This window comes from Sinorhizobium numidicum (assembly GCF_029892045.1).
Lineage (GTDB): Bacteria > Pseudomonadota > Alphaproteobacteria > Rhizobiales > Rhizobiaceae > Sinorhizobium > Sinorhizobium numidicum.
The window spans coordinates 399,352-417,808 of sequence record NZ_CP120368.1 but is presented as its reverse complement, the minus strand read 5'-3'; the positions used below and the strand labels follow the sequence as shown (position 1 = coordinate 417,808).

Genomic DNA, 18,457 nt, shown 5'->3' with positions numbered 1-18,457 from the left:
AGGAGTTCTGCAGTAACAGGCAGGGCGGAAACTCCTCGCCGGAGCTCCGCCCTTGTTCTTGCAATACTTCAACGCTCGCGGCGTCCTTTGGAAACCGCGTCGGCTGCAATCTACGCAGCGCGACCGGACGCTCTCTGTCCGGAAAACGCCGAGGCGTCAAGCTCGATTGCTTCCTTCAGCGGCTTGACCAGATCGAGCTTTTCCCAGGAGAAGGAACCGTCGCGGCCTGCCTTGCGGCCGAAATGGCCATAAGCGGAGGTCTTGGCGTAGATCGGCTTATTGAGATCGAGATGGCGGCGGATGCCGCTTGGAGAGAGATCCATCGTCTTGCGAATGGCGTTCTCAACCTGATCTTCCGAGACCTTGCCGGTGCCATGCAAGTCGACATAGATCGACAGCGGCTGGGCGACGCCGATCGCGTAGGAAAGCTGGATGGTGCAGCGGTCGGAAAGGCCGGCTGCAACGACATTCTTGGCCAGGTAGCGGGCAGCATACGCAGCCGAACGGTCGACCTTGGTCGTATCCTTGCCCGAAAAGGCGCCACCGCCATGCGGAGCCGCGCCACCATAGGTATCGACGATGATCTTGCGGCCGGTCAGGCCGGCGTCGCCATCCGGTCCGCCGATGACGAATTTTCCCGTCGGGTTGATGTACCAGGTGCAATCGTCGGAGATCTTCAGGTCGGCGAGCGCCTCACGGATATAGGGTTCGACCACGGAGCGGACCTTGGCGGAATCCCAGCTATCATCGAGATGCTGCGTCGAAAGCACGATCGACGTCACTTCCGCCGGCTTGCCATCCACGTAGCGCACGGTGACCTGGCTCTTGGCGTCCGGCCCGAGCTTGGCAACCTCGCCTTCGCCCTTCTTGCGGGCTGAGGCGAGCAGGTGGAGGATGCGATGCGAATAGTAGAGCGGCGCCGGCATGAGCTCCGCCGTGTCGCGGCAGGCATAGCCGAACATGATGCCCTGGTCGCCGGCACCTTCTTCGCCCTGCTTGTCGGCGGCGTTGTCGACGCCCTGTGCGATATGCGCGGACTGAAAGTGCAGGAGCACGTCGATCTTCGCCGTCTTCCAGTGGAAACCGTCCTGTTCATAGCCGATGTCGCGGATCGCCTTGCGGGCGGCGGACTTGAACTTCGACGGGTTGATGACGTCGTTGCCGTTCTTGTCCTTCTTCAGCAGGCTCGGTGGCAGGCGGACTTCGCCCGCAATCACGACGCGGTTGGTGGTTGCCAGCGTCTCACAAGCAATACGCACGCCCCAAGGGTCGACGCCGGTCTTTGCCGCTTCGCGGTAGACGAGATCGACGATTTCGTCGGAAATACGGTCACACACTTTGTCCGGATGACCTTCGGCTACGGATTCACTCGTGAACAGGTAGTTTGCGCGCATGCGGGAAGTCCCCTCAATGAAAGAAGCGGTCCGAACGTGTTAGTGGTTTTGCCGCCGAAAAACAAGCGAACAACGACATAAATATATCTTTATATCGACATTGCCACCACTGTTTCGGAGTTCCCGGACTGTCGACTAAACGGGACATAATTCGCCTACTCGGGTGCGTTTCGTTGCCCTCTGCGGCTGAAGATCGCGCATCCCGAAATTTGCCGAGCCGTCCCTGCGCGCATACGAAAAAAGCGGCCCGGGGCCGCTTTTTCAGGTCACGGAAGCCTCGAATTATTCGCTCTCGGCCTCGGCAGCCAGCGCCTTCACGAGATCGACCACCTTCCGGCGGACCTTCGGGTCAGCGATCTTGACGAAGGCGCGGTTGAGCTGCAGGCCTTCGGAGGAGGAGAGGAAGTCGACCACGTAGTTGGAACTGGAGGCTTCGGCCACGCCCGATGCGCCCCCGGTTCCCTCGCCCGGGGCATCTTCGAAGAAGAACGACACCGGGACGTTGAGAATGGTGGAAATGTTCTGCAGCCGGCTCGCACCGACGCGGTTCGTCCCCTTCTCGTATTTCTGGATTTGCTGGAAAGTGATCCCCAGACTCTCGCCGAGTTTCTCCTGGCTCATACCAAGCATCGTCCGGCGAAGGCGAATCCTGCTACCGACATGGATGTCGATCGGGTTCGGCTTCTTCTTGTTTTCAATCATGTTCGCGTTCCTAAAACACGCTGTTTCGGTTACCCTACAACCATACATTGCGTATTCTGCCTTGCAGCAACCCACCGGTGAGAAACAGGCCCCGCCGGCAGGTGAAGGTTGATGGTACAAGCCACTATGCAATTTTAGGGGTTTTAGGTCAATTCTTCCTAATATTAAAACCTGCGCGCGAAAATAGCGCAACCAACAGGAGAACTCCGGCCACGAACCAGAAGATTTTGCCCCGCATTGTGGCGTCCGTGGTCGTAGACATTTTTCCCGGCAGAATTGTGTCTGTAACTCCCTTGTAATTGTATCCCAATCCTACCACTAAAACACCACGTGCATCAACAATTGCTGATATACCGTTATTGGCGGCGCGGATCATTGGCGTTCCGGTTTCGACGGTGCGAAGCTGCGCCTGATGAAAATGCTGACGCGGACCGGGCGTATCGCCGAACCAGGCGTCGTTGGTGACATTGAGGAGCGCGTCGGAAAGACTGGCGTTGCCGTCGACTTCGTCGGCGAAGATCGCTTCGTAGCAGATCAGCGGATAGACCGTCCTGCCGCCCGGTAAGGTCAGCAGCGGACGGCTCGTGGCGGCCGAAAAACCGCCTGGCATGGAGGCGGCGACGGAACTCAAGCCCCAGGAGGAAAGCAGGTCCTCGAAAGGCAGATATTCGCCGAACGGAACGAGGTGGATCTTGTCGGCGGCGCCGACGATCTGCCCGCGGTCGTCGATCACGTAGATGGAGTTATAGTAGCGCGGCGGCAGCCCCGCTCCCGCGTCTTCGACCCGCACAGCGCCGGCGATAAGAATCTGCCCCTCTTCCAGGACATCGGCGATCCGCGCCAAAGCGTCGGGATTGTCGGTGAGAATGAAGGGAATCGACGTTTCCGGCCAGACGACGATATCCGGCCGCTTGCCATCGTCCTGCGGCGGCGCGGTCGTAAGAGAGAGATGCTGCTCGAAGACCGATGCCCGCTCGCGATCATCGATCTTCTTTGCCTGGTCGATCACCGGCTGGACCAGGCGGACGGTGAGTTCCGGCTCAGGCGGTTGCGGTGCGGGAAGGGCGAGCCGATAGTAGCCGTAGCCGATATGCGCCCCGAAAAGCGCCGCGGCGACGGCGAGACCGGCGCGGGTGCCCTTGCCGGTGCCGATGAGAGCGGGCGCGGCAAAGACGAAGACGGCGAGCGTGTTGATCGTCGCGAGATTAAGGACGCTCGCCGATTGCATCATGAGCGGCATCGGCATCGCCGCATATCCGATGGCATTCCAGGGAAAACCGGTGAACAGGAAACCGCGCAGCCACTCCGCGATCCCGAAGCCAATGGCAAGCGCGGCGATCCGGCCCACGCCGTCGGACCAGAGACAGCGCGCCAGCAGTACCGCCAGGGCATAAAAGAGCCCGAGAAAGGCGGGGAGCCCGATGACGGCGAGTGGCACGGCCCAGGCGAAGACATCCGCCTCTATCAGAAGGGCGTTGCCGAGCCACCAGAGCCCGCCGAGGAAATAGCCGAAGCCGAAGCACCAACCGATCGACACCGATGGCAGAAACCGCCTGAGCACGCCGTCCTCTGGGTGAGGCGAGACCCCGTCGATCAGCCAGACAAGCATCGGAAACGCGACGAAGCCCGCGGCAAAAATGCCGAATGGCGGCTGGGCGAGAACCGCCACAAGCCCGGCGAGAAAGCCGACGAATGCCCGGGACGCTCCGGAAAGGAGTATAATTCTGCCTGCCAGTCTTTCCATGCAGCCTCCAATGGGCGCCGGCCGTGGCCGCCGGCCGGCGCGGGAAGAACAAGCGAATCAATCGACGGCAGTGTTCCAAAAAACTGGCTGCTTGTCCCGTCGCAGTGCCACGCCCTCTTTCTAGGGCGCCGTGCGTTCAAGTGAACGCACAAAGGACGCTCTAGCACTCTAGATTCTAGAGCATCTTGTCCGCTTCCAGCGGTTCCGCTTGAAAGCGGGATGCTCTAGACGCGCAGGGACCGCAGATGTCTACGGATGGTCTCTGCACGCGAAAAAGCGCTGTCCGCTACTGCATGTTTCCTTAAATCCGAGCAGATTTGAGGAAACATGCAGCAATCAAGTGCACAGCGACCCTTGTGCGTCTGAAAAGACACTCGGCGCTGTGGTGCTTATTCGGCTGACGACGGCGGGGGGGCGCTTGCCTGCCCTCTGCCCGCTGCTTGCGGTGTTTCCGGCAGAGCTTCCTTTTCGGCCTTCATCACGCGCCGGCGCGCCGGCGGACGCTTGCGGATGATGCGCACCCGCTTGACCCGCCGCGGATCGGCGTCGAGAATCTGGAATTCGAAACCTGGGATGGCCTGAACCACTTCGCCACGCACGGGGATCCGGCCAAGCGATGCGAAGACAAGGCCGCCGAGCGTGTCGACGTCCTCGATCTGCTCTCGCACGTCGAAATCGGGGCCGATCGCTTCGGCGATTTCTTCGAGCTCCACGCGGGCGTCGGCAAGGAACACATCGTCCGAGGTGCGGGCGAACATCACCTCGTCATCGTCATGCTCGTCCTCGATGTCGCCAACCACCATCTCTACGATGTCCTCAAGCGATACGAGGCCGTCGGTACCGCCATATTCGTCAATGACGAGCGCCATCTGGATACGCGCTGCCTGCATGCGTTGCATGAGATCCGAAGCGAGCATCGACGGGGGCACGAACAGGACCTGGCGAATGATGCCGGCTTCCTCCACCGTCTTGCTAAGGTCGACACGCGAGAGATCGAAGTTTGCTTTCTGCTGACGCGGCGGCTTTTCCGTTTTGTCAGCGGCCACGATCGCCCGCCCGTTGCGGCGGCGGTTACGGGCCTGCTTGGTCACGTAGGCGAGGAGATCGCGAATGTGCACCATACCGCGGGGATCATCGAGGCCCTCGTTATAGACCGGCATGCGCGAGCGTCCCGATTCCTCGAAGAGAACCATGAGCTCGCCGATGGTGATGCCCTGATCGACCGCCTCGATATCGGCGCGCGGCACCATCACGTCCTCGACCCGGACCTCCCGGAAACGAAGGATGTTGTTGAGCATCGCCCGCTCCTCGGGCGAGAATGCGGTGTCGGTGCCGGCATCCGTCATCAGCGCGTCGGCGAGATCCTCGCGCAGGCTTGATGCGCTTGCCCCCCGCAACAGGCGCGCGGCGCGGCTCCAAAAAGATGACGTGGATTTGTTGCCCTCTTGTCGGGGGGCGGTGGTACTACTGCCCGCCTCGGCATCGCCGGAGGCATCGGCTTCGTCGGTCGCAACAGCGGCCGGCTGTGTCTTGATGTCGCTCATCGTTCCAAACTGTCAATCCGGGGATTGGCCCCCGTATGGATCAGATAGGCCAAGACGCGCCAAAATGCGAGTCTCCAAGCCCTCCATTCTTTCCGCTTCACCTTCTTCCATATGATCATACCCGAAAAGGTGCAGGAATCCATGGACGAGAAGATGCGTCAGATGGGCGTCGAACGGCTTTCCCAGCTCATCCGCTTCGCGCTTCAGCGTTTCATAGGCAACGATGATGTCGCCGAGCATTGGTCCCGGCATCTTGCCGGGAGTTACGGGAAAGGCCGGGAAAGACAGCACATTGGTCGGCTTGTCCTGGCTGCGCCACTCCGCATTGATCGCCCGCATCGACGCGTCATCGGTAAAGAGCAGTGACAGTTCCGGTGGTTCGCTCGGAAAGGGTTGCCTCTCCTCGCTTGCCAGGTAATCCGCCGTCGCCTCCAGAACCCGCGAGGAGAAGGACCGGAGCTCGCCCTCCGACAACCAGTCTCCCTCCTCGACGCTGATCTGAATATCCAAAGCCGTCATGATCCAACGAGCCGCCGTTAGCGATCGCTCTGCTCGCTCTCGTCGTGAACCGCCGTATGACTTTCATAGGCCCTGACGATCCGCGCCACCATCGGATGACGCACGACATCGGCGTCCTTGAAGCGGATTACCGAGACGCCTTCCACCCCCCTGAGGATCTGTAGCGCCTCGACGAGCCCGGACTTCACGCCGCGCGGCAGGTCGACCTGGCTCGGATCGCCGGTGACGATCATTCGGCCGTTCTCGCCGAGGCGGGTCAGGAACATCTTCATCTGCATCGATGTCGTGTTCTGGGCCTCGTCGAGGATCACGGCGGCATTGGCGAGCGTCCGCCCGCGCATGAATGCCAGCGGCGCAATCTCGATAACGCCAGCGGTGATCGCCCGCTCGACCTTGTCGCCCGGCATCATGTCATAGAGCGCGTCGTAAAGCGGCCTCAGATAGGGATCGACCTTCTCCTTCATGTCGCCGGGCAGGAAGCCGAGGCGTTCGCCCGCCTCGACCGCCGGCCGGGACAGGATAATGCGGTCGACCGCGCCGCGTTCCAGAAGCTGAGCGGCATGGGCGACGGCGAGATAGGTCTTGCCGGTACCGGCGGGGCCTACTCCGAAGACGAGCTCCGCCCGCTCGAGCGCACGGATATAGGTGTCCTGCATCGGCGTGCGTGCGACGATCGTCTTCTTGCGCGTCGAAATCTGCGCCATCGTCAACTTGGCTTTGCGTTCCATCGTCGGCAACTGCAACTGGTCGTCCGCAGCGACCGCCATACGGATGGCTCCCTCGACGTCGGACGTATCGATCGAAGCGCCACTCTGCAATCTTCCATAGAGATAGTCGAGTGCCCGTCGCGCCTGATTTGTCGCCACGAGATCGCCGGAGATGGCAACGGAATTTCCCCGCGGCCGGGCATCGATGTGCAGCCGCTCTTCCAGCAACTTCAAATTCTGGTCGAACTGACCGAAAAGTTCGCTGGCGAACCGGTTGTTCTCGAAAGTGAGCACGAAGTGATTGGCGTCTGTCGCAGATGTTTTCGACTGGCGCGATGATGAGGAAATCAATTCGTGTCCATTCAAGCGGTTCAGGCTCCTTGCTTTTGGTCCCTACCCGATCATCTCGGCAAACAGGCTGTTGGGGCCGGCCTTGGTGATTCGTACCTTGATAATGTCACCGATTTGCGATGCTTTTGCATCAACATTCACGGGCTGCAGCCACGGCGAGCGCCCGACGAGCTGGCCCGGCATGCGCCCCGGCTTTTCCAGGAGCAGGTCGATCTCCTTTCCGACACAGGCTGCCGCAAAGTCCCGTTGCTGCTTGATGAGCAAAGCTTGCAATCTTTCCAAACGCTTGGCCTTCACGTCCTCGGGAATCTGATCCGTGAGCTCGGCAGCCGGCGTACCGGGACGTGTCGAATACTTGAAGGAAAATGCCTGTGCATAACCCACGGCCCCGACGAGGCGCATCGTGTCCTCGAAGTCCTTTTCGGTCTCACCGGGGAAGCCGACGATGAAATCGCCGGAAAGCGCAAGGTCGGGCTGGGCCGCGCGAATGCGTTCAATAAGAGTAAGATATTCGGCCGCCGTATGGCGCCGGTTCATCGCCTTGAGGATGCGGTCGGAGCCCGATTGGACCGGCAGGTGCAGATAGGGCATCAGCTTCGCCATCGAACGATGCGCCTCGATCAGGCTGTCGTCCATGTCGCGCGGATGACTGGTGGTGTAGCGGAGCCGCGCCAGCCCTTCGATTTCGCCCAGACGCGCAAGCAGATCGCCGAGACCCCAATCGCGGCCATCCGGCCCCGCACCATGCCAGGCATTGACGTTCTGCCCGAGCAGAGTGATTTCCCGGACCCCGCCCTCGACCAGCTTTTCCGCCTCGGCAACGATCTGCGCGACCGGCCGCGAGACCTCCGAACCGCGGGTATAGGGCACCACGCAAAAGGTGCAGAACTTGTCGCATCCCTCCTGCACGGTCAGGAAGGCGGTGACGCCGCGGGCACGGGTCTTTGCCCTGTCGGGCGCGGGCAGATGCTCGAACTTGTCCTCAATGGCATAATCCGTCTCGACGACCCGCTCGCCCGTCCGCGCGCGCTTCAGCGCCTCGGGGAGCCGATGGTAGGTTTGCGGACCGATGACGATGTCGACCGCCGGCGCGCGGCGAAGGATTTCGTCGCCTTCCGCCTGGGCGACGCAGCCGGCAACGCCGATGACCATCTCACGGCCTTCGCGCGCCTTGGCTTTCTTCAAGTCGCGCAGGCGGCCCAGCTCGGAATAGACCTTTTCCGCGGCCTTCTCACGGATGTGGCAGGTGTTGAGCAGCACGAAATCGGCGTCTTCCAGCACATCAGTCGCGACATAGCCGTCGCGCGACAGGGCGTCGGACATACGGTCGGAATCGTACACGTTCATCTGGCAGCCATAGGTCTTGACGAAGACCTTGCGCGCCGGAATGTGTTCGTCGCCCATCACGGGCGGTATCGACAGAAGGGCTGTTTCCTGGGTCATGCGGGTTCTTTAGTGCAAAGCGGCCAAAAGTTGAAGTATTTTCAGCCGCGGCCGCCGGCTGAACCACAATGATCCTGAAATGCGGCAATTCAGGAGCGATGCGATCGATTCTGCGGCACAAGAGCAGGCGGAAACGTGCTCTCGTCATGTGCCGGTGAACGTCCCCTCAGGCGGTCCGACAGCATTCGGCGGATCCGCTGCTCGACGGTCCGGCTCACGTGCTTGCGGTTTGTATGCCGGTCAAAGTCCACGGCCTCGCCGAAGTCGACGTCCACCTCCAGCGCCCCTTCCCGCAACACACCGATGAGATGCGGGAGCAAGCCGATGTCTCCCGGCCACGCCGCGATCGGCCTGTGAAAGCGTCCCATCGGCATTCCGTGAATGCCGGTATAGGAAATAGCCACTGGCTGGACGTGGACGATGCCCGTCGGCGACTGCGGTATGGCCGAGGCGGCTGCGCCGAACAGCGACGTCTTGATTTCGAGCAGGCGGTTGCCGTCGGAAGTGGTGCCCTCTGGAAAGAGCACGACGATTTCCCCGTCGGCGAGGCGACGGCCGATTTCGCTCACCTGATCGCCGGTCGTGCGCTTCTGATCGCGCTCGATAAAGACGGATGCCTGCAGGCGGGCGAGAAGCCCGAACACAGGCCATTCCTTCACATCCGATTTGGCGACGAAAACGACATCGGCCACCGACGACAATACCAGAATATCCTTCCAGGAAACGTGATTGGCACTGAGCAAGAGCGGGCGACGCCGTTCCAATTCGCCATGAACGCGAACATGAAGCCCAAGCAGCAGGCATGCGGTACGGTGCCAGAATCGCGGCAGCCATCGACGCGGCTTCAGATCCAGCCAAAGGCAGGCGAGTTGAAGCGGCATCAGCAGGAGCGAGACGAGAGCAAGCAGGATGCCGTACAGCGCGACCCGAATCCAGTTGATCATCCGGAAAGACTTTCTGAGCCGCTCACTTCCGCTCCGCAAAGGTGTTGCGGCGCCGTTTCGAAAATAAAGGCCATCCGCCGGTGCTTCACAGTGGAAGGCGCGGATTCCTGCGGACGGGACTAGCGAAGATCGCGTCGCATGACAAGCGCCGCGGTGCGCTCGCCTGATCGCGCCTGGTAATAGGCTTTTCGCTCGCCGACCTTGTGAAAGCCAAGTTTCCGATAAAGTCCGATCGCAGCTTCGTTCGTTTCGTCCACTTCGAGGAACAGCGCTTCGGCTCCCTTGACGACAGCCTCTCGCATGGCCGCCTGCATCAGTCGCCACCCGAGACCGGACCGGGCGAACCGCGGGTCCACGCCGATGGTCAGGATCTCGGCCTCTCCCGCGACGGCACGCGACAGCACGAAACCGCCGAAAGCCGGGCGGAACGTGCCGTTGGTCTGGCGCGCGACGAACCCGAAAACCGTGTCCTGAACGAGGAGTGCGTGAATTTCGCCGTCACTCCAGGGTGCTGCAAAACGCTGGCCGTGCAGCGCCGCGGCGGCGCTGAGGTCACTCTCCTCGAGCGGAAAGATATCGAATTCGGTTCGGCGGGTGAAATAGTCCGTGAAGCTCATCGTGGTCGATTCTACGCATCCCGCTCTACAGCGTCATGCGCCTCTCTCAGACGCACGAGTCGCTGTGATACTTTGAATTTACCGTATAATTTCTTGGATCGACCGATCAAGGAATTATGCAGTGGCTCGGCTCACCGAGAAACCAGCCTGAGGTTTCGCGTCGGGCCCGCGCAGATAAAGCGGCTTCGGCTTGGCCGAAGCTGGATCGGCAGCAGCGCCCAGCCGGCCGACGATCGCGATGTCGATCTCTTCCGGTTTTTCGCTTGCCGCGGCCCCGGTGACGAGATGCGCACCGGAACCGCAAACGGCTCCGATAAAACTGGAAAAGCGCCTACGCGCCTCGCTGAGAGGCAGAATTTCAGGGGCCCGTTCTGCATTGCCAAGGGCATCGAAAGACTGGACGTAGACCTCGTCCCTTCTTGCGTCGATGACCGCGAGGACCGGCTGGCCAGGGTGCTTGAGCCTCGTGCTTTCGGCGATGACCTGAAGCGTGGAGACGCCGACCGCTGGCTTGCCGAGGGCAAGTGCCAGGCCGCGGGCAGCCGCCACACCGACGCGGATGCCGGTAAACGATCCCGGCCCGATGGTGACCGCGATCCGCTCGATCTCGGCCAGTTGCCTGTTAGAAGCGGCCAGGGCCTCATCGATAAAATCCATGAGGCGCTCGGCATGGCCGCGTCCGATATCCGCACCCGCGCGGGCCAGGACCTTCGCTGCGCCGCTGTCGTAAACTGCGGCGGCGCAGCCTGTCCCGGACGTATCGATGGCAAGAACTAACATGTCAGCCGCGATGGCCTCCCTGCATTGCGTCGCAACCAAAGCCGCTGCGAAGACCGACTTTGCGCCATTGCCGGTTGGAAGAGCGCCGCGATCCCCCGCTACTGCATAACTCCCTACAGCGCCGTGCGTCTTTTCAGAAGCACAAAGGTCGCTGTAGCACTTTGAATTGCTGCATGTTTTTATCCTTAAATCGGTTCCGATTTAAGGAAACATGCAGTAGACCGGAAGCGATTCAAGGACGAAATCATGGACAATTCGAATTGCTGCAGCGACCTTTAAACGCCTGAATGACATGGCGTAGAGCGCGGTGCCTAAACCCACGAGGGGCTGAAAACAGCGGACCGAAATCGTCTCAGAGTCGTCGCGATGAGTTCCAAGAATCAGAGCGGCTCGCAAGCGCAAGCCGCTCGATGCTTTCTCGTTCCGCTCCGCGTCAGACCGATTCGACCGCCTGGACCTCGGGAACGAAGTGCCGCAGCAGGTTCTGCACGCCATGCCGGAGCGTGGCGGTGGAGGAGGGGCAACCGGAGCATGCGCCCTTCATGTTCAGGAACACCGTGCCATCCTTGAAGCCCCGGAAGGTGATATCGCCGCCATCCTGCGCGACGGCCGGCCGCACGCGCGTTTCGAGCAATTCCTTGATGGTGGCAACGATCGCCTCATCGCCCTTATCGAAGAATTCGCCTTCCTGATCCGTTTCCTCGGCACGGCCCGCGCCCGACATTATCGGTTGGCCAGACATGAAATGTTCCATGATCGAGCCGAGAATGGCAGGCTTCAGGTGCTGCCACTCCTGCCCGTCCTTGGTGACCGTGATGAAGTCATAGCCGAAGTAGACGCCGGCAACGCCAGGTATCGAAAAGAGGCGGGCAGCCAGAGGCGATCCCGCGCGCGCTTCTTCTTCGCTGCGGAATTCGGCCGTGCCGTTCTCCATCACGACCTTGCCCGGAAGAAACTTCAATGTCGCGGGATTCGGTGTGGCTTCGGTCTGGATGAACATAACTGTCTCCGTTTCGCCGGGAGCGACACTCGACCGGCTCTTTAGAATTGTTCAAAAATATAAGGGCTTCCTACCAACCCCGCAAGTGGGCATCCCGCCGCACGGCTCCGTAGTGTGGAATCGGAGCTCCTAACTAGCTCAGGGCGTCTATTTCCTCGTCCGTTAAAAGGTCGGGGATAACGGTAACGGGAATCGGGAACGCCGCCGATTTTCCGGCGATGGACGAGACCAGCGGCCCCGGTCCTTCCTTCGCCGAACCTGCCGCGAGCACGAGAATAGCGATGTCCCGGTCTTCTTCGATCACCGTGTGGATCTGCTCCGTGGCGATGCCTTCCCGGATGACGATTTCCGGTTCGATGCCTATCGTCTCGCGCACCGTCTGCGCAATTTTGGCGAGGGTCGCTTCGGCTTCCTCGCGGGCCTCAGCGCGCATGATCTCCTCGACCCCCAGCCATTGCTGGAAGTCGCCGTCGGCGATCACATAGAGCAGCACCAGGCCGCCATTGGAGTTCTTCGCGCGCATGCCGGCATAGTGCACCGCGCGGCCGCATTCGGGCGTGTCGTCGATCACCGCCATAAATTTGCGGCGATGACCTTCCAGTCGTGAGAGTCGGGTGGAAACCATGCGACGAACATTACATCGCCGCTTGGCGCCTGCAAGGCCTCATTTTTGCCGATTACTGCAAAAAGCCAATGATTTCGCGAACCTCACGCATCGTCTTTTCCGCCCGTGCTCGCGCCCGCTCGCCCCCTTTTCGCAGGATCGCGTCGACATGCGCCGTATCCTCCATCAGGCGGCGCATCTCGCCGGTGATCGGCGAAAGCACACTGACGGCAAGATCGACCAGAGCCGGCTTGAACACCGAGAATTGCTGGCCGCCGAATTCGGCGAGAACCTGTTCCCGTGTCCTGTCCGAAAGTGCGGCATAGATGCCGACAAGGTTATCGGCCTCTGGACGGCCCTTCAGCCCGTCCACTTCGCTCGGAAGCGCGTCGGGATCGGTCTTCGCCTTGCGGATCTTCTTCGAAATCGTCTCAGCGTCGTCCATCAGGTTGATGCGCGACAGGTCGGAGGGATCTGACTTCGACATCTTCTTCGTGCCGTCGCGCAGCGACATGACCCGCGGCGCCGGTCCGCCGATCATCGGCTCCACCTGCGGGAAGTAGGCATGGATCGGCTCTTCGCCGACCACAATATCGATGCCGTAGCCCCCGCGGCGAATATGCTCCATGAAGTCGATGTTGAACTTTTGGGCGATGTCGCGCGTCAGTTCCAGGTGTTGCTTCTGGTCGTCGCCGACCGGCACATGCGTGGCGCGGTAGACGAGGATGTCGGCGGCCATCAGGCTAGGATAGGCGAGCAGGCCGAGTGAGGCGTTTTCGCGATCCTTGCCGGCCTTGTCCTTGAACTGGGTCATCCGGCTCATCCAGCCGATGCGGGCAACGCAATTGAAGATCCAGGCGAGCTCGGCATGCTGCGGCACTGCCGACTGGTTGAAGACGATATGCTTCTCAGGATCGATGCCGGATGCGATGAAGGCCGCGGCGATCGAGCGGATCTGACCCGGCAGGTCCTCATGCACGAGCTGCGCGGTGATCGAGTGGAGATCGACGACGCAATAGATGCAATCGTTATTCTCCTGCAGGGCGACAAACTTGCGGATCGCGCCGAGGTAGTTGCCGAGATGCAGGTTGCCGGTCGGTTGAACGCCGGAAAAGACGAGCGGCTTGAATTCGTTCATGTCGTTCCCAATCGGGCTTGTGGAGGGCCCGTCTCCAGTTGATATCCGCCGCGCTTATGCACGGCAGGCAAGGTGCAATCAAGAGGCACGGACGTGTGACGTGATCACGCCGGCTGCAACAGATCCCAGTGGTTGCCGAACGGATCGGTGAAGACGGCGACCGAGCCGTAAGCCTCGTGGCGCGGCGTCTCGCGGAATTCGACGCCAGCGGCCCGCATTGCCGCATAGTCGCGCTCAAAGTCGTCGGTGAACAGGAAGAAGCCGACGCGGCCGCCAGTCTGGTTGCCGATAGCGGCCTGCTGCCGCTCGCCCTCGGCCTTGGCGAGCAGCAGGGCCGTCTCGGTCGCGCCTTTCGGCCGAACCAGCACCCAGCGCTTGCCGCTGCCGAGGTCAGTGTCTTCAATCAGATCGAATCCAAGCTTGCCGCAATAGAAGGCGATGCCATCGTCATAAGCCGGCACGACGATGGCGATGCGGGCAATCGTCTGCCTCATGGCGCGTCGGACCCCTCGCTAACAGGCCCGACCGCGGCCGCCTTGCGCTTCAGATTGCGGCGGATCATCGCCAGATTGGCGCCGCCGAGACCGAAGGCAAAGATAAAGTAGATCGCCATGGCGGCGCCCACCAGGCTGCAAAGCGTAAAGGCGCGCGTCACAAGCGGTGCCGCGGAGGAAAGCGGGAACGCCAACCATTGGACGGCAAAATGCAACGCGGCGGCCATGATGCCAGCGGCGATCACAAGACGGGGGATTCGGGTCAGCAGCGGAATGTCGCGCCCCCAATGCCCGCGCCAGACGAGAGTCGCGAAGAGGAGGATTGCATTCACCCAGCCCGCGGCAATCTCCGCAGTGGCGATCCCGCTCGCGGCCAGCGACGGAAACAGGGTCACGGCCAGCGACACGTTCACGGCGACGGAAATGCCGGCAAAGATCATCGGCGTGCGAGTATCCTCGCGCGCAAAGAAGCCGGGAATGAAGGCCTTAATCAAGACGAAGGCCGGCAGGCCGAGGCCGTAGATCGCAAGAATATGCCCGACGACGACGGTCGATTCCGGCGAGAACTTGCCGCGCTCGAATAGAAGGCGGACGATCGGCTCCGACATCACCAGCAATGCCGCTGCCGCCGGCAGTGTCAGGAACAGTGTGAATTCAACCGAGCGGTTCTGCAGGTTCGCCGCTTCGTTGAGATTGCCGCCGCGAAGAGCGCGGGAAAGCTCCGGGAGGAGCACCGTCGCGACCGCAATGCCGACGACGCCGAGCGGAAGCTGGTAGATGCGGTCGGCATAGACGAGCGACGAGACCGCCCCTGCCTTTGCCGAAGCGATATTCGTGTTGATCAGCAGGTTGATCTGCGTGATGCCGCCGGTGATCGCCGCCGGCAGTGCGAGCACGAGCAATCTTCTGACGTTCGCAGTCAGCCGGGGCCGGCGAAAGCCGATCCGGATGCCGGCGCTGCGGACGGCGAACCAGACGATCGCCAGTTGCACCAGCCCCGCAGCAAGGACGCCCCAGGAGAGCCCGTAGCCGACGGCAACCGGGTCATGGCTGCCATACCACGCATAGGCGAGCACACTGATCAGGATGATGTTCAGGAATACCGGAGCAATAGCTGCTGCGAAATAGCGGTGCAGCGAATTGAGCATGCCCGCCATCATCGCCGCGAGCGACATGCAGGCGAGATAGGGAAACATGATGGTCGCGAAGGAAACGGTGTTCGCAAACTTTGTCGGATCGTCGGCGAAGCCGGGAGCGATCAACTCCCGCACGATGAACGGCATCGCCAGTTCCATCGCAATCGTCAAAAAGAGGAGAACGGTGAAGAGCACACCGAAAACCTCTTCCGAAAAACGGCGGGCTCCATCCATGCCGCGCGCTTCGATCTCCTTGGCGAAGAGGGGAACGAAGGCGGAGTTGAACGCCCCCTCGGCGAAGAGCCGGCGGAACGTGTTCGGCAAACGGAAGGCCGTGTTGAAAGCGTCGGCGACCGGTCCGGTGCCGAGCGCCGCGGCCATGAACGTCTCGCGAATGAAGCCGAAGAGGCGGCTTCCAAGCGTTGCGCCCCCGACGGTGGCAAATTTCTTGACGAGGCTCATGTTTCTTCGGCTTTTGTCGCTTTTGCAGCGTGTAACGTGCGCGGCACGTGCGCCGGCGCGATCATGCCGGAAGGCATACGGTCGCGGACCTCGTCCACTTCGCCGGCCAGGACGGCCTTGAGACGCGCTGCGATGTTCATCTGCCGGTTCTCGCTGGTGATCTTATGGCCGACCAGATCGGTGACGTAGAACGTATCGATGACCTTCTCGCCGAAGGTCGTGATGTGGGCCGAGGCAATATCGAGGGAAAGGTCGGAAAGCACGGCGGTGATTTCGGAGAGAAGACCCGGCCGGTCGAGGCCTTCGACCTCGATGACCGTGAACTTGTTCGACAGTCCGTTGTTGATCGTCACTTCCGGCGTCACCGTGAACGCCTTGTTGCGCTTCTTCGTCCGCGTACGGCTGGCGATCACCTCCGGCAGGCGCTTGCGGCCTGACAGCACGTCCTCGATCAGCTTGCCGATGCTTGCGGCCCGGCGCGTCTCGTCCTCGTCGACCGCGAATTCGCGGTTGACGAGGATCGTATCCAACGCGCGGCCATCCGATGTCGTAAAGATCTGCGCATCAACGATATTGGCGCCGGCGGCTGCACATGCGCCTGCAATGACCGTGAGCAGGCGTGGATGGTCCGGAGAGAGCACGGTGATTTCGGTGATCGCGTGGAAATGGTGCGTACGGACCATCGTCGCCAAAGTCTTGCCCGCGCGGTCCGCCTCGCGGATGAACTCAGCGTGGCGCACTTGATCTTCGAGCGGCACACTCAGTAGGTAAGGCTGATAATGCAGGCGAACATGGGCCTCCCGCTCCTTCCGTGGCCAATCGGCCAGTGCCTCGCCGAGCATATGGGCGGCGTGCTTTGCCCGCTCCTTGCGCGACAATTCCGAAAAGCCGCCCGACAAGAGAAGCTCGGTCTCGTAGTAGAGCGTGCGCAGCAATTGTCCCTTCCAACCGTTCCAGACGCCGGGACCGACGGCCCGAATGTCGCAAACGGTCAGTATGAGCAGCATTTTCAAACGGTCGAGCGACTGCACGCGCTCGGCGAAATCGACGATGGTCTTGCGGTCGTTGAGGTCGCGGGTCTGCGCGACCATCGACATCGTGAGATGCTCCTCGACGAGCCAGACCACCGTCTCCGTCTGCTTCGGCGAGAGCCCGAGACGCGGGCAGAGCTTGCGCGCCACCTTGGCGCCAGCCGTCGAATGGTCCTCCGGGCGGCCTTTGGCAATGTCGTGCAACAGGACAGCGACGTAGAGCGATTCGCGGTCCTCGACGCTCGGCATCAGCATGGCGGTAAGCGGATGTGCCTCTTCCTCCAAGCCGCGCTCGATACGCGAGAGGACGTCGACGGTGCGCAGAAGATGCTCGTCCACCGTATAGTGGTGATACATGTTGAACTGCATCATCGAGACGATCTTGCCGAAATCGGGGATGAAACGGCCGAGCACCCCCGCCTCGTTCATGCGCCTCAGGATGAGTTCCGGATTGCGCCGCGACGTGAGGATCGACAGGAAGAGCCGGTTGGCTTCCTCGTTTTCGCGCAGTTGCGGCGTGATGAGGCTCAGCGAGCGCGTCACCTGCTTCAAAGCGGCCGGATGGAATTCCAAGCCGCTGATGTCGGCAATGTGGAACAAGCGCAGCAGGTTAACCAGATCGCGCTTGAACACGTCTGGGCTCGCAAGCGCGATGCGTCCGCCATCGTCGACGAAGTCGAGCGTGCCAGGGATCTTGCGGGTGCGGTGCTTGAAGCGGCTGATGACGCCTGATAGCCCCGGGGTGTCCTTCGCCTGCTGATCTTCGAGCGCCGCGCAGAAGATGCGCGTCAAGTCTCCGACGTCCTTTGCGACGAGGAAATAGTGCTTCATGAACCGTTCGACGGCCGAAAGGCCCGGATGGTCGTGGTAGCCGAGAGCCTCGGCGATCTCGCGCTGTATATCGAAAGACAGGCGTTCCTCAGCCTTTCCGGTGAGAAAATGCATGTGGCAGCGGACCGCCCAGAGAAAATCCTCCGATTTCTGGAACAGCTTGTATTCCTGCCTCGACAGGACGCCAAGCTTCACGAGATCGGCCGAATCCTTGACCCGGTAGAAATATTTGGCGATCCAGAACAGCGTATGCAGGTCGCGCAGGCCGCCCTTGCCTTCCTTGATGTTCGGCTCGACCAGATAGCGGGTATCGCCGGCCTTGCGATGGCGTTCATCCCGCTCGGCGAGCTTGGCCGCGATGAAATCCGGACCGGTGTTGCGAACGATTTCGTGGTCGAAGCGTGCCTCCAGCTCGGCCGCCAATGCTTCCGAACCGCAGATGTAGCGGCACTCGAGGATCGCCGTACGGATCGTCATGTCGGCGCGCGACAGCCGGATGCATTCCTCGATGGTCCGCGTCGCATGACCGACCTTGAAGCCCAGATCCCAGAGAATATAGAGCATGAATTCGATCGCCGGCTCCGCCCAGACCGCCTTTTTGGCGGGCAGCAGGAAGAGGAGATCGATGTCCGACCCGGGCGCCAGCGTGCCGCGGCCGTAGCCGCCCACCGCCGTGACGGCGATGCGGCTGGCTGCCGGCGCGTTGGCAGCGTCGAACACCTCGTTCAGCACAAAGTCGTGCAGCAGCGCGATGAGCTGATCCTGAAGCCAGGAGATGCGCTCGGCGCATTTGATTCCCGCACCGTCGGCTGCGAGCAGCTCGCGTGCTTTGGCGCGACCTGCAAGGTTCGCCTCCTTGAAGGCCGCGAGCAGGGCCTGACGCATCGGCTCGCGCTGCTCGGCATGGACCGAAGCGATGAAGTCGCACTTCGCCCGAAGCGCTGCGATGTCGAGAATTTTGGGAAAGGAAGTTTCGTGTCTGGCCATGAAGTGGCGGGGGCCGTCCTGTCCGACTG

Annotated in this window: 16 protein-coding genes; all 16 read right to left on the bottom strand. The window is 61.4% G+C overall.

The window, feature by feature from the left end; all coding sequences use genetic code 11:
* Positions 1–110: 110 nt before the first annotated feature.
* The 16 genes from metK to PYH37_RS13030 all read right to left on the bottom strand — a co-directional run bounded on the left by metK (position 111) and on the right by PYH37_RS13030 (position 18,428).
* Positions 111–1,394, bottom strand: coding sequence for a methionine adenosyltransferase (gene metK / locus PYH37_RS13105; RefSeq protein WP_280735381.1), 1,284 nt, complete (start codon positions 1,392–1,394; stop codon positions 111–113).
* Positions 1,395–1,676: 282 nt separating this feature from the next.
* Positions 1,677–2,096 carry a helix-turn-helix domain-containing protein gene (locus PYH37_RS13100; protein WP_280735380.1) on the bottom strand — a complete coding sequence of 140 codons (420 nt, stop codon included), beginning with the start codon at positions 2,094–2,096 and terminating at the stop codon, positions 1,677–1,679.
* Positions 2,097–2,244: 148 nt separating this feature from the next.
* Positions 2,245–3,840 (bottom strand): apolipoprotein N-acyltransferase, encoded by a 1,596-nt coding sequence (gene lnt, locus PYH37_RS13095; RefSeq protein ID WP_280735379.1) that lies wholly within the window; start codon positions 3,838–3,840, stop codon positions 2,245–2,247.
* Between the two features lie 389 nt (positions 3,841–4,229).
* Positions 4,230–5,384, bottom strand: coding sequence for a hemolysin family protein (locus PYH37_RS13090; RefSeq protein WP_280735378.1), 1,155 nt, complete (start codon positions 5,382–5,384; stop codon positions 4,230–4,232).
* Positions 5,385–5,396: 12 nt separating this feature from the next.
* On the bottom strand, positions 5,397–5,903 hold the full coding sequence (ybeY, locus tag PYH37_RS13085) for an rRNA maturation RNase YbeY (protein ID WP_280735377.1): 507 nt from the start codon (positions 5,901–5,903) through the stop codon (positions 5,397–5,399).
* A 17-nt stretch (positions 5,904–5,920) separates the two neighbouring features.
* Positions 5,921–6,976 carry a PhoH family protein gene (locus PYH37_RS13080; RefSeq protein ID WP_280735376.1) on the bottom strand — a complete coding sequence of 352 codons (1,056 nt, stop codon included), beginning with the start codon at positions 6,974–6,976 and terminating at the stop codon, positions 5,921–5,923.
* 27 nt (positions 6,977–7,003) lie between these two features.
* A complete protein-coding gene (gene miaB / locus PYH37_RS13075) occupies positions 7,004–8,404 on the bottom strand; it encodes a tRNA (N6-isopentenyl adenosine(37)-C2)-methylthiotransferase MiaB (RefSeq protein WP_280735375.1) in 1,401 nt (466 codons plus the stop codon).
* Positions 8,405–8,493: 89 nt separating this feature from the next.
* Complete coding sequence (olsA, locus tag PYH37_RS13070; RefSeq protein WP_280735374.1) at positions 8,494–9,348, bottom strand: lyso-ornithine lipid O-acyltransferase; 855 nt, start codon at positions 9,346–9,348, stop codon at positions 8,494–8,496.
* 119 nt (positions 9,349–9,467) lie between these two features.
* Positions 9,468–9,965, bottom strand: a complete 498-nt coding sequence (locus PYH37_RS13065) for a GNAT family N-acetyltransferase (RefSeq protein ID WP_280735373.1) — start codon at positions 9,963–9,965, stop codon at positions 9,468–9,470.
* Between the two features lie 114 nt (positions 9,966–10,079).
* Positions 10,080–10,745 carry a tRNA (adenosine(37)-N6)-threonylcarbamoyltransferase complex dimerization subunit type 1 TsaB gene (gene tsaB, locus PYH37_RS13060; RefSeq protein ID WP_280735372.1) on the bottom strand — a complete coding sequence of 222 codons (666 nt, stop codon included), beginning with the start codon at positions 10,743–10,745 and terminating at the stop codon, positions 10,080–10,082.
* A 433-nt stretch (positions 10,746–11,178) separates the two neighbouring features.
* Entirely contained in the window at positions 11,179–11,745 is a 567-nt protein-coding gene (locus PYH37_RS13055) for a NifU family protein (protein WP_280735371.1), read from the bottom strand.
* Positions 11,746–11,878: 133 nt separating this feature from the next.
* The gene (locus tag PYH37_RS13050) at positions 11,879–12,370 is read right to left on the bottom strand and encodes a universal stress protein (RefSeq protein ID WP_280735370.1); all 492 of its coding nucleotides are present in this window, start codon (positions 12,368–12,370) and stop codon (positions 11,879–11,881) included.
* A gap of 52 nt (positions 12,371–12,422) precedes the next feature.
* The gene (gene trpS, locus PYH37_RS13045) at positions 12,423–13,487 is read right to left on the bottom strand and encodes a tryptophan--tRNA ligase (protein WP_280735369.1); all 1,065 of its coding nucleotides are present in this window, start codon (positions 13,485–13,487) and stop codon (positions 12,423–12,425) included.
* Between the two features lie 104 nt (positions 13,488–13,591).
* Entirely contained in the window at positions 13,592–13,981 is a 390-nt protein-coding gene (locus PYH37_RS13040) for a VOC family protein (protein WP_280735368.1), read from the bottom strand.
* Positions 13,978–15,579 carry a murein biosynthesis integral membrane protein MurJ gene (gene murJ, locus PYH37_RS13035; protein WP_280735367.1) on the bottom strand — a complete coding sequence of 534 codons (1,602 nt, stop codon included), beginning with the start codon at positions 15,577–15,579 and terminating at the stop codon, positions 13,978–13,980. The genes PYH37_RS13040 and murJ overlap by 4 nt, the downstream gene beginning before the upstream one ends.
* Entirely contained in the window at positions 15,576–18,428 is a 2,853-nt protein-coding gene (locus PYH37_RS13030; protein WP_280736029.1) for a [protein-PII] uridylyltransferase, read from the bottom strand. The genes murJ and PYH37_RS13030 overlap by 4 nt, the downstream gene beginning before the upstream one ends.
* Between the last annotated feature and the right edge of the window lie 29 nt (positions 18,429–18,457).

Excerpts from the sequence above, each read along its gene's own strand:
- metK (WP_280735381.1), bottom strand. The coding sequence starts at position 1,394 with ATGCGCGCAAACTACCTGTTCACGAGTGAATCCGTAGCCGAAGGTCAT.
- PYH37_RS13100 (WP_280735380.1), bottom strand. The coding sequence starts at position 2,096 with ATGATTGAAAACAAGAAGAAGCCGAACCCGATCGACATCCATGTCGGT.
- lnt (WP_280735379.1), bottom strand. The coding sequence starts at position 3,840 with ATGGAAAGACTGGCAGGCAGAATTATACTCCTTTCCGGAGCGTCCCGG.
- PYH37_RS13090 (WP_280735378.1), bottom strand. The coding sequence starts at position 5,384 with ATGAGCGACATCAAGACACAGCCGGCCGCTGTTGCGACCGACGAAGCC.
- ybeY (WP_280735377.1), bottom strand. The coding sequence starts at position 5,903 with ATGACGGCTTTGGATATTCAGATCAGCGTCGAGGAGGGAGACTGGTTG.
- miaB (WP_280735375.1), bottom strand. The coding sequence starts at position 8,404 with ATGACCCAGGAAACAGCCCTTCTGTCGATACCGCCCGTGATGGGCGAC.
- olsA (WP_280735374.1), bottom strand. The coding sequence starts at position 9,348 with ATGATCAACTGGATTCGGGTCGCGCTGTACGGCATCCTGCTTGCTCTC.
- PYH37_RS13065 (WP_280735373.1), bottom strand. The coding sequence starts at position 9,965 with ATGAGCTTCACGGACTATTTCACCCGCCGAACCGAATTCGATATCTTT.
- tsaB (WP_280735372.1), bottom strand. The coding sequence starts at position 10,745 with ATGTTAGTTCTTGCCATCGATACGTCCGGGACAGGCTGCGCCGCCGCA.
- PYH37_RS13055 (WP_280735371.1), bottom strand. The coding sequence starts at position 11,745 with ATGTTCATCCAGACCGAAGCCACACCGAATCCCGCGACATTGAAGTTT.
- PYH37_RS13050 (WP_280735370.1), bottom strand. The coding sequence starts at position 12,370 with ATGGTTTCCACCCGACTCTCACGACTGGAAGGTCATCGCCGCAAATTT.
- trpS (WP_280735369.1), bottom strand. The coding sequence starts at position 13,487 with ATGAACGAATTCAAGCCGCTCGTCTTTTCCGGCGTTCAACCGACCGGC.
- PYH37_RS13040 (WP_280735368.1), bottom strand. The coding sequence starts at position 13,981 with ATGAGGCAGACGATTGCCCGCATCGCCATCGTCGTGCCGGCTTATGAC.
- murJ (WP_280735367.1), bottom strand. The coding sequence starts at position 15,579 with ATGAGCCTCGTCAAGAAATTTGCCACCGTCGGGGGCGCAACGCTTGGA.
- PYH37_RS13030 (WP_280736029.1), bottom strand. The coding sequence starts at position 18,428 with ATGGCCAGACACGAAACTTCCTTTCCCAAAATTCTCGACATCGCAGCG.